This is a genomic window from Paenibacillus sp. MAHUQ-45, from assembly GCF_058133325.1.
The window spans coordinates 205,465-219,295 of the sequence record NZ_JBYUPV010000010.1 but is presented as its reverse complement, the minus strand read 5'-3'; the positions used below and the strand labels follow the sequence as shown (position 1 = coordinate 219,295).

The 13,831-nt window shown below is 41.1% G+C and carries 10 protein-coding genes and 1 pseudogene; 9 read left to right on the top strand and 2 right to left on the bottom strand.

Translation table 11 applies throughout. The annotated features are described in order from the left end of the window. The first annotated feature begins 12 nt into the window (after positions 1–12). The 3 genes from AC3Y23_RS21360 (at position 13) to AC3Y23_RS21350 (ending at position 4,079) form a co-directional block, all read left to right on the top strand. Positions 13–1,716 carry a cobyrinic acid a,c-diamide synthase CobB gene (locus AC3Y23_RS21360; RefSeq protein WP_379202822.1) on the top strand — a complete coding sequence of 568 codons (1,704 nt, stop codon included), beginning with the start codon at positions 13–15 and terminating at the stop codon, positions 1,714–1,716. 200 nt (positions 1,717–1,916) lie between these two features. Beyond that, positions 1,917–2,801, top strand: a complete 885-nt coding sequence (locus tag AC3Y23_RS21355) for an ROK family protein (protein WP_379202774.1) — start codon at positions 1,917–1,919, stop codon at positions 2,799–2,801. 252 nt (positions 2,802–3,053) lie between these two features. Next, positions 3,054–4,079 (top strand): HRDC domain-containing protein, encoded by a 1,026-nt coding sequence (locus AC3Y23_RS21350; RefSeq protein WP_379202772.1) that lies wholly within the window; start codon positions 3,054–3,056, stop codon positions 4,077–4,079. An 83-nt stretch (positions 4,080–4,162) separates the two neighbouring features. Here AC3Y23_RS21350 and corA read toward each other — a convergent pair whose 3' ends face one another. Together corA and AC3Y23_RS21340 are read right to left on the bottom strand one after the other, a co-directional pair. After that, positions 4,163–5,098 carry a magnesium/cobalt transporter CorA gene (corA, locus tag AC3Y23_RS21345; protein ID WP_379202820.1) on the bottom strand — a complete coding sequence of 312 codons (936 nt, stop codon included), beginning with the start codon at positions 5,096–5,098 and terminating at the stop codon, positions 4,163–4,165. A 1,033-nt stretch (positions 5,099–6,131) separates the two neighbouring features. Then, positions 6,132–6,227 (bottom strand): annotated as a pseudogene (locus tag AC3Y23_RS21340) (hypothetical protein); the annotation flags it as partial. A 303-nt stretch (positions 6,228–6,530) separates the two neighbouring features. Between AC3Y23_RS21340 and AC3Y23_RS21335 the strand changes: the two are divergent. The 6 genes from AC3Y23_RS21335 to AC3Y23_RS21310 all read left to right on the top strand — a co-directional run bounded on the left by AC3Y23_RS21335 (position 6,531) and on the right by AC3Y23_RS21310 (position 13,817). After that, complete coding sequence (locus tag AC3Y23_RS21335; protein WP_379202770.1) at positions 6,531–7,073, top strand: hypothetical protein; 543 nt, start codon at positions 6,531–6,533, stop codon at positions 7,071–7,073. 590 nt (positions 7,074–7,663) lie between these two features. Further along, the gene (locus AC3Y23_RS21330; RefSeq protein ID WP_379202768.1) at positions 7,664–10,255 is read left to right on the top strand and encodes an RNA dependent RNA polymerase; all 2,592 of its coding nucleotides are present in this window, start codon (positions 7,664–7,666) and stop codon (positions 10,253–10,255) included. A 915-nt stretch (positions 10,256–11,170) separates the two neighbouring features. Then, on the top strand, positions 11,171–11,644 hold the full coding sequence (locus AC3Y23_RS21325; protein WP_379202766.1) for a hypothetical protein: 474 nt from the start codon (positions 11,171–11,173) through the stop codon (positions 11,642–11,644). Next, a complete protein-coding gene (locus tag AC3Y23_RS21320) occupies positions 11,641–12,366 on the top strand; it encodes a hypothetical protein (RefSeq protein WP_379202764.1) in 726 nt (241 codons plus the stop codon). The genes AC3Y23_RS21325 and AC3Y23_RS21320 overlap by 4 nt, the downstream gene beginning before the upstream one ends. 17 nt (positions 12,367–12,383) lie before the next feature. Further along, positions 12,384–13,181, top strand: a complete 798-nt coding sequence (locus AC3Y23_RS21315; protein ID WP_379202762.1) for a hypothetical protein — start codon at positions 12,384–12,386, stop codon at positions 13,179–13,181. A 156-nt stretch (positions 13,182–13,337) separates the two neighbouring features. After that, positions 13,338–13,817, top strand: coding sequence for a hypothetical protein (locus AC3Y23_RS21310; RefSeq protein WP_379202760.1), 480 nt, complete (start codon positions 13,338–13,340; stop codon positions 13,815–13,817). Positions 13,818–13,831 lie beyond the last annotated feature (14 nt).

Here is a 13,831-nt window from a genome sequence, read left to right as displayed (position 1 = left end):
GAGAGGGAATCTATGTATTCTTCTGGTAGTGAAGCCAGTGGGAACAGGCAGTGCAGCCGTCTGGTTATCGCCGGCACCGGCAGTAGCTGCGGCAAAACCACGGTGACGCTTGGCCTTCTGCGGGCCCTGGTCCGGCGTGGACTGAAGGTGCAGGGGTTTAAATGCGGGCCAGATTATATTGATTCGGCCTATCATGCGGCTGTGACTGGTCGTCCCGCCCGCAATCTTGATTCCTGGATGACTCCGCATAATTATATGCTCGCCAGCTTCCTGCATGCCTCTCAGGATGCGGATATATCGATCATTGAGGGTGTGATGGGGCTATATGACGGCAAGGAGCCGCTGGGGCTTTCCGGCTCCACAGCAGAGATTGCTCTCCTGACAGCCAGTCCTGTGCTGCTGGTTGTGGACGCCCGCAGCATGGGACGCAGTGCTGCGGCGGTGGTACTTGGCTTCCGGCAGCTGGAGCCGGAAGTTCAGATCGCAGCGGTGATGCTTAACCGCTGCGGTAGCCCCAGCCATTACAGGACAGTGAAGGCGGCCGTTGAGGCGGCCTGCAATATTCCTGTCATAGGCTGGCTGGGGCGAGATGCCGCTCTGGATATCCCGGAGCGGCATTTGGGCTTGCTGCCAGCGATGGAGCGCGGCGAGCTGGAGCCCTTGTTCGACACCGCCGCCGATCTGGTGGCGGCGGGGATTGACCTTGCGCGGCTACTAGAGATTGCCGCCGCCGCGCCATTGCTGGCTAATCCAGTCGTCGCAACGGACCAGACGACAGATACCGCCGCGCCACCACTGCCGTCCCATCTCGCCGTCGCAACGAACCACTCGACGACAGGTCCCGCCGCGCCACCACTGCCGTCCCATCTCGCCATCGCAACGAACCAGTCGGCGACAGGTCCCGCCCCGCCGCAGTTATCTGCAATCTCCGCCGTTATTAGACCAGTGCAGGATCGCCCGGATGATCATACACAATCAGACCACCTGAGACACCACAAGCAGCAGTTCAATCCGGTCAGCCACACGCAACTGGACAGTCTCTCAATTGCTCCAGTCATAGCTGTTGCACGCGATGCTGCGTTCAATTTCTATTATGCCGACAATTTGGAATTGTTGACCCAAGCTGGAGCGCGGCTTGTAGAGTTCAGTCCGCTACGTGGTGACGGGGTGCCGGAAGAAGCCGATGGCATCTACCTTGGTGGGGGCTTTCCCGAGGAATTCGCTGCAGTTATTTCCGCGAACAGGGCCTTTATGCAAGGGCTCAGAGATGCTGCGGCCAATGATATGCCGCTATATGCCGAATGCGGCGGATATATGGTGCTGGCCCGTTCCTTGACCGATAGGGCCGGAGCTGACCATGCCATGGCCGGCATTATTCCGGCGTATGCTAAGATGCAGGAACACCGCGCTGCGCTGGGCTATCGGGAGGCCACTGCGCTCTCGGATTGTCTGCTGCTGGAGAAGGGGGAAAAGTTGCGGGGGCATGAATTTCATTATTCAACCATGAGTTATGATGAGGCACCGCGCCAATATGCCTATGAGAGCAGCGGGAGAGGTGGCAATCATCTGGAAGGCTATGTCTCCGGGAATATCATGGCCGCTTATGCGCATATCCATCTGGCCTCTTACAAACCTGCGGCTATCCGCTGGGTAGCGGCCTGTAGGGCTTATCAGAACAGAAAAGGCGCTCAAATCCAGGAAGGGCGGAACGGTTGAATCCATTTGACCGCCCAAGCCCGGAATAGTCGTTCACGCAGTCTATTACTGTATTAAAAGACTCCGAAGAGGAGTTTTCTTGAGCTTGTGTCAACCGCTTGTTATATCCTTGTTGTCCAAGTATAATGTGAAATAGAGAGCGCTTTAATAACAGGCAGTCCATACGGTCTGCTGTTTATGGAGAAGGGGGATTACTTGCAGTGAGATTACTGGGAGCGGTAGAAGCAGGGGGAACAAAGTTTGTCTGTGGGATCGGAACAGAGGATGGTAATATTATTGACCGGGTCAGCTTTCCGACATTAACACCGGAAGAGACAATGGGACAGGTACTGAATTATTTCAAGGATAAAGGCGTAGAGGCCATCGGCATCGGTTCGTTCGGACCGATTGATCCGGTGCTCGGCAGTCCTACTTATGGATATATAACCACAACACCGAAGCCGCACTGGGGACAATATAACCTTGTGGGCACTGTAGCGGAGCACTTCAATGTGCCGATCGCTTTTGACACGGATGTTAATGGTGCAGCACTTGGTGAATATACTTGGGGTGCAGCTCGTGGTCTGGACAGCTGTCTCTATATTACCGTTGGTACAGGTATCGGTGCTGGCGCAGTGGTGGGCGGTAAACTGATTCATGGACTCTCGCATCCGGAGATGGGCCATATTCTGGTCCGTCGTCATCCTGAGGACAAATACGAGGGCTTCTGCCCGTACCATGGTGATTGTCTGGAAGGCCTGGCAGCCGGCCCAGCCATCGGCAGCCGTTGGGGTCAGCCTGCGGGTGAGTTGCCTGCTGATCATCCTGCATGGGAGATGGAGGCGCACTATTTGGCGCATGCCCTGATGAATTACGTGTTGATCCTATCTCCGCAGAAGATTGTTATGGGCGGAGGGGTTATGAAACAAAGCCAACTGTTCCCGTTGATCCACAAGAAGCTGCAGGAACTGCTGAATGGCTATGTGCAGCATCCGTTCCTGAATGAAGGTATCGGCAGCTATGTCGTACCGCCTCAGCTCGGAGATAATGCTGGTCTGGCTGGAGCGATTGCCCTTGCCAAGCTGGCTTTGGACAGAGAGCAGTAATAAATAGGGATTGACTGTACGGTAATATATGGTATTGTAGGATTTAACAGTATAGCATCGTCATGAGGAAGCACCTCTTTCGCGTTGAACGCGAAAGAGGTGCTTTTTGGCGTGGTTTGGGATAGTACTTATATGTTTCCATAGCGGAAGAATGGCACGATATCCGGTTGTGGAAGAATAAAGCGTTCAGTCAAAGAGCTACTCCTATAGCCCTAATATGCTTGCTGTAAGACGGGAAAGGAAGGGATTGTTATGCAGATAATATTCATGAACCGCTTATCGAGGATGGCTGGCAGAGAAGAAGAGGAGTTCGCCCAGCTGTGGATCGGAGAAGAAGAGGGTGTGTGGAGCCTGGGCTGGCGTGATTTTTCGGTAAATGCTGCCTTGGAGAGCACGGATACCCTCTGGTATGAGGGAGGATCATGGAATGAGATGCTCTGTGTGTACCGACATGAACTGGCAGTGAAGATGGGGGCCGGCTACCGACCATTGATTGACGGAGGCTTGCACGAAGAGGAGGTACTGCCCCGGAGGGGCAGGGATCAGTTGAAGCTGCAGTACTACAGTGAGCATTATAGCCAAGAGAGCATCTATGATGAACTGTGCGCCTGGCGCCGGGGCCGGGCATCCAGTGAACGCAAGGCTCCTTATATGCTGGCGAGCAACCGTTTGTTGCGCCTGCTCAGTACCTTCTTGCCGAAGACGACAGAAGAACTGCTGCAAATTCCTGGAATCGGCGAAGCCAAGGCAGCCCAGTATGGGGCAGACTGGCTGGCAATAACGTCTGTTGCACCAAGAGAGCGCAATTTTCCGCTGGATTGGGTCTATGAGGAGATCGGGGATGAAGAGTTCTCTTCCTGGCTGTATAAGCAGAAGGAGCTTAAGTATAAAAAGCAGCTCGAGCGACTGCGCCTGAATCGGACTCTGCTACAGGGCATTGCTGGTGGCCTTGGACTGGAGCAATTGAAGAACGAGACGGGAGTCAGCCGTAGAGAACTCCTGGAAGCGCTGGAGGAACTGGAGAAAGACGGATACTCTGTAGAGAAACTGATTGAGCTTGAGCTTGAAAGCATGGCGTATGAAGAGCAACAGGCAGTCTGGAAGGCCTATGAAGAGTATGGTGACCTGTTCCTGAAGCCAGTATTGTACAAGGTCTATGGCGATGCACCTCCAGCTGCTGCGGGCGGCCTGGAAGTACATTATGAACGCCTGCGGCTGATCCGCATCCGGTTCCGGCGGGAGCAGAGCGGAAGCCTTGATTCAGCAACGAGCTTTTAGCATCACGTTACATACCAAAAAGACGAAGGAACCATACCCATAGGGTGTGAACTCCTTCGTCTTGTGCTTTCGTTATTAATCCTTCATAGCCAGTCTTTTTTACGGAAAATATAAAGCATTCCGCAGCCGAGGGTCAGCATCAGACCAATTACGGTGTAGTAGCCATATCTGCTGTGCAGCTCGGGCATATGGTCAAAGTTCATACCGTAGATACCGGTTATGACTGTCAGAGGCATGAATATCGTTGTAATGGCGGTAAAAACTCTCATGATTTCATTGGCACGGTTCGCGATACTAGACTGATAAGCTTCTCGTAAGTTGCCCATCAGATCGCGGTACGTCTCAAAGGTCTCAGAAATTTTGACGGCATTCTCATAAATGTCGCTGAAATACTTCTGAAGCTGGTCATCGATCAGCCGGAGATCCTTTTTGTTCAGCGTATTGATGACTTCTTTTTGCGGACCGAGCATTTTCTTGAGCCACAAAATTTCACTGCGCAGACCGATGATTTCACTAAGATGTGATTTCTTCGTATGCATGAGGATATCTTCCTCCAGCTTCTCAATCCGGACTTCAATCCGATCGCCGACGGAAAAATAGTTATCCACTACAAGGTCAATGAGCAGATACAGGAACTTATCAGGCTCGCTTACTTCCTGCTCCCACAGCATTGGTTTCAGGACACGCAGCTCATTGATCTTCTGCTTCGTCACGGTGATGATAAAATGTCTTCCCAGGAAGACGTTAAGTGCGCGGAGGAAAATCTCCTCATCATCGAACCGGATGCTATTCACTACAATAAAGTAGTGATTTTCGTAAATTTCAATTTTTGGACGTTGGTCCTCTTCGCTGAGACAATCCTCAACGGCGAGATCATGCAGATTGAACATGGGCTGAATGAGTTCCAGGTCCTCCACATCGGCATCGATCCAATAGAATCCCTCAGCAGGGGGAGACAATGTTTCATTAATATCATCAATAGGTGTAAAAACCCCTGCGTTTACCAGCCGGATTTTCATCTGATTCACTCCTTCGATCCCTGTCTTCTTCAGGGACATGCTAATGAAAGCACAGAGAAAAAATCAGCTTGGCCGGGGTCATGTCAGGGTGAAGCGGCAAATGACGTTTCGAGGGCATGAAGAAGAACTGCTCCCGCCGCCGGCAAGCTGATGTTAATCCTGTGTGGTTGTTCGTTTTGTACACTGAGCTGCGAACTCGGGTCGCCCTCCATAATCCTCTCACCTCATCTTGTCGTCCAGTTTAAAACCCTTGTCTAGTATAACGCCGGGGTATGCCTCTTTCAAGGAAAATTCTTGTCATTTTCAAGGCTCTTCAGCATTGTATGGATTTGACGAGAAGTGGGTTCATGATTTAACGTGGATTTTAAGAAAATCCAACTGAAAACAGCTAAATTTTATCAATAAAAAGCAAGTTTATTTTGATCTATATAAGTTTGAAATATCCTTGTGTAGCAAGGGCAAGGGCTTTCCAGTACATCATACTGTTGAACCAGTTGAAAGTCACAGAATATAAACTTTCAATAAATATGAATAAGTACCAGATGATATTTATACGCTTGAATGCTCTAAAAGATCAACTATGGTACTCTAAAGTTAAGCATTAATGGTACTGCTGTATGTCCTCAATCCATGAAAACCAATTCGAAGGACATGCCTAATACTTAGTAAAATATAATAAACCGTTGTAAATTTATTGTTCCCCCAGTTGTTTCTTTTCTTCCTCACTTGTAAAAAAATTGATGTGCGCACTCTATATATCCTTAACATATTGAAAATAAATATTTGCGCAGAGTTAAAAAACAAAAAGACGCTTAGTGAATTTTCACTTATGCGTCTCTTTAGTTTGATATAGAATTTGATCGTTTAAGATGTCATTGTGTCAGGTACCAATTTAGTTAACTGGTTTATGTTTCTATTTTACCCATGAAAGTTAAATGCCAAAAAAAGCTCTAAATCATCCAATTTTCAGACTTGAAAAAATCTTCGTCCTTTGTAAAAGATCGTATAATAAGGAAAACAAACTCTTTGGCATTTAATGTAGTGGACCTATGACAGCTCTAACACCGCCAGCAAGAATGCCACCTGCCAAAGCACCACCTATTTGACTTGATCTAGAAGTTCTTGTAACAGAGACATCATCCTAGAGAATTTTCAGGAAATAAAACCGCAACATACACCTATGATATTCGGCTATAAGAATCTCACTATTATGATATCAATATCACACATATTCGCTTAACAACGATAATTACGTGACACGTAGAAAATTCATCAAAAAGAGCTAGAATTCGACAATAATTACATCGCAGTTCGACATTGTTTCAATTTAGTGAATATTTGAATTAAATGTAAATAAGGAAAAAATAAATGGTTTAAATAGGAATAAATAACTATATTGGTAGAGCCAAAAGGCTACATAGGAGGGAACAACATGACATTATCATCCATAGCAGCTAAGTCGATTAATCAGATTGATTCAACAAAAGTTTTTATGAGCTACAATTCGTCATCACCATCCGAAATCACACTGTATTATGCTGCTGTTATTACAGATGAAAATCCTATTATTACAGAATATATATTCACAACTCTACAGGATGCAACTGCATCTGGACATGCTTATCGGATTGCTACTTGGGAGGATATCAACTCTCTTGCAACATATAGCGATTATCATCTACAGGGTACGATTATTAACACACCTCAAGGACGCTTCATTTGGCACGAAGAGTATGAAGAGGATATCACTGGTGAGATGATTCTCAGTGACTGCATGTATCGTGCTTACGGCGCCCCAGAAGCGTTCAGCAAACGTGTGGAGGAATACTTGAACGTTAATTACAATGAAGGGGCAAAGCTGCTTAATATGTCCTGTGGCAATCATAACGGACAAACAATATACACTGCTATATTATCCAGTGCTGCCGAGGGTACCTTTAGTATCAACAGCTTGGGTATGATTGAATATTATTAAGTTCTTATAACAACTATAAAAAAGTAATGAGATTAAAGTTATAAAGATACAGACCAAATTACGTATTTACAAGGTGGATTTAACAGAGTGTCTGACAAGAGATTGTGGAGAAAAAATAGTTCTACTAATAGAAAGGAGGTGTTTTTTCTAACCAAGATTAGGGAAATACTTTAAGGATTTTCGTGACTGAAGTATACAATCGATTTAAACCGGGAGAACATTTCGGCAAAAACACAGGTGTAATCATGGTTTCTTTTCGCAGAACAAAATCTTCTATAGAGATTTCGCTGTGATTTGATCCTGCCGCTGAGTCAAAATGAATTGTGAAATAATAAAGTGAAAATAAGTATATACAAAAAAATGATGGTTGTATTGTGTAATATAACATAAGGAGGTACTTTATAGATTAGCTATACATAGATAGGCCGAAATGAATGTGTTTATTTTATTAAAAAGAAAATAAGTTTATTATTATATTTTATTGTTTAGGAGGGGGTTGAAGGAAAGTACATCAGTTGTATTTCTTTTTGCAAGAGATTTAGCATATTAACTTCGGGAGGTATATTCTCATTAGTCTAGATAAACAAGTTATGATCTACAGTGTAGACACTAGTGCTTTTTATAATGATAAGGAAAAACGCATCCAGGATTTAATGAATCGTGGACAACTAAAAAAGAACCTTCTAGTCGAAAAGAGAAAAAAGCTGGACAAAAAAAATGATCTATATTTAGAAATATATACCGAACTTACACTAAAAATAAAGCATTACAACAAAAGAAACAATCAGCTAAAGGAACGTATCAAATATGAATTTAATTTTAATGAATCAATCAGAAACCTTCGTGAGAGTTACATTGCTGATAAAAATATAGTCTCTGTTTTCGATTCTGTATTAACAAGAGTGTTGAAGATTAATCCGAATACCATCACAACTGATATTATTATTGTTCAAGCATATTTTTTTAGTATTTTAGAGGATCTGATAAAAGACGGATTCATGCTTCACGGTGAAAAATACATATGTTTTACAGCGAGTGCTGGTCAAATCAGAACAAAGAAAACTGTATTCATTAAGGAAACAATTTTCCAGAGGTATTGCAATACTTTGATGTGTGGTCTTAGCGTAGATAGAATCAATGAGCATGGTGGCATCAATGTGAATAAGTATTTGGCATATCTTGCACTCTGTAATAGTGCCACAGAACAATGGAAAGACTTCGACATTAAAAAATGTATTGTTGTAGAGGATTTCAACAGTTTAGTCAATTCTGAGGTTGATTTTATAAGCGATTTGACATATGAGGTTGAGCGAAAAATTATGGACATTCCAATCGAGCATACCGATGGTTGTGGCATGATTCTTCCGCGCAAAAGTAAAAAACCTTTTATGGTCCGAGGCCCATGGATCAAAGGCTTACTGATGCCATTTCCTTTCGACAAATTCATAAGGGAACATAATAAAGTAGCAAAGTATTCTAAGTATGGTATTGTCGAAGATATTTATGGAATTACACATGATATTTTGAAGGATAAGATTGAAGTAATATTCACTAAAAGTCAATTTAAGATGTGGAAGTTTTTTGCTTCATGGAAAGAGTATCAAGATCTATTCATACAACATAACTGTCAAGCCGGAAAATGTAACGAAGAGGAAGAGAGAATAAAAAAAGCAAAGATAAACTATCAAATGCTTCAGAGTCTTGTTGATACATCAGATGAGGAGCTATTAAAATTGTGTATCCCATCAATCTCGATGATTGAGAAAGCTGGGTCAGATAAAAAAACTATGCTGGAGATACTTGGCGTTACGGAATTTAACACGAAGAAGAATTACTTCCAACAGGCACTAGAAATTTATCCTGAGTTACTAAAAGATGAGTATAGTAAAGAAGTTCTAAAAGAAACAAGGAGAAAAATGATCAAAAACGCCAAGTCTGGAAAACTAAGGATTGACGGTAAATATACCTTTATATCACCCGATTTATATGCCTTCTGTGAGAAATTGATTCTGAAATCAGAGAACCCTATAGGATTGCTTAACAATAACGAAGTTTATTGTTCTTTGTATAAAGACAACGTATTGCTTGACTGTCTTAGAAGCCCCCATCTCTATCGTGAGCATGCTTTAAGAAGAAATACAGTGAATGAAGAAAAGAAGAGATGGTTTGTAACGAAGAGTCTTTATACAAGCTGTCATGATCCTATTAGCAAACTCCTTCAATTCGACTGTGATGGTGATAAAGCTCTAGTATGCCAGGACGAAACGCTGGTCGAAGTTGCGGCAAGAAATATGAAGGGAATTGTTCCTCTTTATTATGAAATGAAAAAAGCAGATCCTGAGATACTAACTACTGAGTCTATCTATAATGGTTTAAATTCAGCTTATATGGGTGGGAATATTGGAACAATAAGCAATAACATTTCTAAGGTCTGGAACAGTGAAGAGTTCGAGTTAGATGTGATCAAGAAGCTTTGCATGGAAAATAACTTCACTATCGACTTTGCCAAGACACTGTATAAACCTAAAAGACCTAAAGAAGTTTCTGAGAACATTAAGAAGTATACAAGTAAGAAAGTGCCATTCTTTTTTATTTATGCTAAGGACAAAGATGATGATGAGGTAGAGAAGATAAATAATTCTGTTGTAAACAGAATTGGAAGAATTATTCCTAAGAAACGCTTGAATTTTAAAGCAGCCAATGTAGGTCATTTTGATTATAGAGTATTAATGAGTGGAAAGTCGCATGAAGATCATTCAGAGTTAAAAGAGAAAATAATTGAAACATATATTAAAAATGATAAAAACAAGCGATTTATAGAGTTTAAGCCAATTGAAGATGATATGACGGGCGACAATCTTTATCCATATAAAGTAATCCGTGACGAGCATTTGAAAATTACTGATGACTTATCATATATAGTAGATATTTTGGTGGATTATCTTTATGATCAGAAAAAGAGTAAGTATAAGGCTACTTTATGGTCGAGTTTTGGTGACATGATCATAAAGAATATCAATAGTAATCTTAGGGATGGCACAATGCAATGTGAAAGTTGCGGAGAAAGAGTTGTAATAACAGGTAACCGCATGAGATATTGCAAAGCTTGTGCAGAAAGAAATAAACGAGAAAGAACGAAAGAAAGAGTTCGGAATTATAGAAGTAAAAATAATTATATATAATATAGTAACGTTCTTTGGTGTTTCTGTTTTCCTTATGTATCAAGGGGTTTTAAGAGTTTGAGATATGTTATTACAGGCGGAAAAACGAAAAAAACCTTGGTACATAAGGCTTTGTTCAAAAAAGGATAATGGTGTTTAAGGGAGAGGATGCAAACTGTTGTACAAATCAAAAGAAATCGTCTTTCTTCTAAATTTGAGGTAGAAACAAGTAACCGCACAAGATATTGCAAAGCTTGTGCGGAAAGAAATAAACGAGAAAGAAAAAAGAAAGAGTTAGAACTATATAAATAAAAATAAGAATTATATATTGAGTAACGTTCTTTGGAATCTTTGTATCCCTTATGTATCAAGGTTTTTTATGGATTTAAGATATAGTCTTTCAGGTGGAAAAACGAAAATATCCTTGATATATAAGTCTTTATTCAAAAAAGGATAATGGTGTTTAAGGGAGAGAATGCAAACTGTTGTACAAATGATTCGAAACAGATACTAAATAAATATCTATCTTATAGCACATCTGAGTATTGGGATGAAGCGATGGAAGTTCTAGCTTCCGAAGACGAGAAGATTGAAAAAAGTGCCAGGAACCAAAAACGAAAACTTAATGACAACAACATTAAAATGATGGAAAAATAATTTTTTGAGCAGCATTGCCAATTAAAAAGGTATTGGCTTCTCCTATTCTGATCAATTAAAAATAGGGCAAAGTAAAAATTTAAACTACCTGAAAGGAGGTGATTATATTGGGGGTTAGAAAGCAATACAAGTATACCAGCTTGATTTGAAGAAATTGAATGAGTCTGATTTTCTTGGACAAAAGAGGAGAATTATTATCGAAAAGGACAAATTGTGAATTGAATATCCTTGAAGAGCATTGGCTATACAACTTCAATCTGCAATTTAGGGTGTGAGCTGTTGAACAAATTTGAGAATCTAAGTAAAGATAAAGAGACGATAATGCAAAAACTAGCAACCTCTCAGAATCTTTGTAAAGCTTTAAAGTATTCTAATGATAATTTTCTGGATATGCCAGACATTGAGGACACATCCGAATTATTTTATGAAAAACTGTATCCTTATCCTAAAGTCCCGTCCATTGAAGATACCCAAAATGCTTTTGTTACGATTGAGTTCAAAGATTACCGTAAAACAAGCAACCCATTATTCAAGTCAGGTTTAATCTACATTCATGCTTTTTGCCATGTGGATAAAATAAGAACAGATCATGGTCTTAGATATAATTTGATGATATCTGAGATCGATAAAACCCTGAATAATATTCGGGGGCTTGGTTTTGGTAAACTGGAATTCAATAAAATGGATGAGTATTATGTGAATGAGAAGTATATGGGAATGGATGTTGTTTATAAGGTATGTGAATTTAATTGACTTTAAATAAAGAAGATATCGAGCTTAAACTTATTGCAAATGTTCCAATAAGTATAGAGGGAGCCCCCGACCTAGTTCTTCCGTCCTTTAGGACTGTAGCTGAAAGGGATTTATCTAAATATTACCAGTATTTATCCGTTCTATTGATTAATAAAGATATATTTAACAAGGAGTTTGACGACGATCGCATCACTAATTTCGATGTGTTCTTTTCTAATTGCTACCATAGTTTAGAGTTCAGAGAGTTGGCATTCGACGGACTACATTTGTTCTTCTTAGAAGAGCCAACATTACATGAAGGTGAAACAGATGTTTCTATTAAATTCTCAACTGGGTTTATCAACAGAAATAATTTTGATGATATTCAATATATATTGAAACTTGCCCATCATATTAAAAATGAGAATAAACCTGAATTTAAAGCCGCAAACTCGAAGGCTCAAGAAATGATTGATATGATTTTTAGGAATAGAACAAAACAGCCTCCTAAAAAAGAGAAGATCGATTTGATGAGTATGGCAACAGGGCTAGGCTGGAAGTCTAATGGGATTTCTATACGAGAAGTCTTCGACTTATCCATTTATCAAATCTACAATGGATTCTTTTCCACAAACAACATTGATAACTATGAACACACAATTTCTGGTATTTATGCCGGAACCATAGAAAGTAAAAATATTAAATTGCCTGATATCCATTGGGCTAACAAAATTGATAATTAATTTGGAGGAATTTATACATGACAACACCTAACATTTGGGCTATTAAAGAGGTTGCACTTGCTACATTTTATGATTTGAAAACCGGGAAAGCAAAAGTTCAACTTCAAAACTTGAAAACTGCGGGTATTGAGAATACCGGAGAAACAAAATACGCTGTCGGCGGACGTGGGAATTCTAAAATTGTTGCTTTTTCGAGTACTCGTGGAGGAAAAGTGACTCTACAAGATTGCGTATTTACAAATGAAGTTATTGCAATGATGACAGGTAATGATATCAAAAATGCTGCAACAAAAGTCATTCAGAGAGAAGAGCTTGTGGTTTCCGGTAATAAAGCAACTCTTGCCCATACACCGGTACAAGCTACGGCTGGACTGATCAGTGTATATAAACTGAATCCGGATGGAACCCATGGTGAAGAGCTTGTACATACTACAGCTACCTTGGTAGCAAGTAAATATACATTGGCTGAAAAAGTACTTACATTCTTCACAGGAGATCTAGCAGACGGAACTGAAATTGTAGCGTACTATAAGGTTGCTACGGATGCTACAGCTAAAACCATTACCGTATCTTCTGATAAATTTGCCGGTTCATACAAGGTCGTCTTGGATTGCCTCGTACGTGATACTGTGAATGAGGAAGATTATGCTGCACAGATTGTTATTAATAAAGCTAAAATGGAAGATAACTGGAAGATTGATACTAGTGCTGAGGGTGATCCTTCGGTATTTGATATTCCACTTGAAATTTTGGAACCTGCAAAGAGTAGAGAAATGTACACAATGGTTATTTACAATGATTCGACATTGATTTAATAAATAGGAAGCTTTAAGGGAGAGGTAGCCAGTGAGCTATCTTTCCCTTTTTTTAAGACATTAGCTAGAGCTTTCTTGATTTATGTGGAAAGAGGACTGTAACCAGTGTCTTAGAGACACTTTTAAAATATGAAGTTAAAAAAGGAGATATAAAAAATGGCTAAACTTACGACTGCGAAAATTAATAAAATCAACAAAGAACTTGATAAGAAGCGGAAGATTTACATCCTTGAAGATAATGACGAAGTCAACATTAGTGTCACTTTTAAAGATGCAGTAGTGGATAAATTGGTATTGGATTATATCTCTATTTTAGAGGAAGTAAGTAAAAGTTCCGAGTTGACTGATGAAATAATTCGCGGAACGATAGCTGTTTTGAATTTGCTTATTCTTAGAGAATTTTCTGATGTTCCGACGATTTCAAAGAAGGTAGTTGAGATCCAGAAACTTATAGATATCACATATGTTCTATATAACACCGGCATAATGGATGCAGTTATGGAACAATTTGATCCGGCACAAGTCAAGAAAGTGCATGAGAAGCTTGAGAAGGTCAGCAAGCGTGCTGGAGAGCTTATAGGTGAAATGGCAATCCGAGCAACATTGGACGATGCGAAGAATGAGGAGCTTTCATAAGAGGATGTGAATGT

Bases quoted from the DNA above. Each gene is read 5' to 3' on its own strand.
- AC3Y23_RS21360 (WP_379202822.1), top strand. From the start codon at position 13: ATGTATTCTTCTGGTAGTGAAGCCAGTGGGAACAGGCAGTGCAGCCGT.
- AC3Y23_RS21350 (WP_379202772.1), top strand. From the start codon at position 3,054: ATGCAGATAATATTCATGAACCGCTTATCGAGGATGGCTGGCAGAGAA.
- corA (WP_379202820.1), bottom strand. From the start codon at position 5,098: ATGAAAATCCGGCTGGTAAACGCAGGGGTTTTTACACCTATTGATGAT.
- AC3Y23_RS21335 (WP_379202770.1), top strand. From the start codon at position 6,531: ATGACATTATCATCCATAGCAGCTAAGTCGATTAATCAGATTGATTCA.
- AC3Y23_RS21330 (WP_379202768.1), top strand. From the start codon at position 7,664: ATGATCTACAGTGTAGACACTAGTGCTTTTTATAATGATAAGGAAAAA.
- AC3Y23_RS21315 (WP_379202762.1), top strand. From the start codon at position 12,384: ATGACAACACCTAACATTTGGGCTATTAAAGAGGTTGCACTTGCTACA.
- AC3Y23_RS21310 (WP_379202760.1), top strand. From the start codon at position 13,338: ATGGCTAAACTTACGACTGCGAAAATTAATAAAATCAACAAAGAACTT.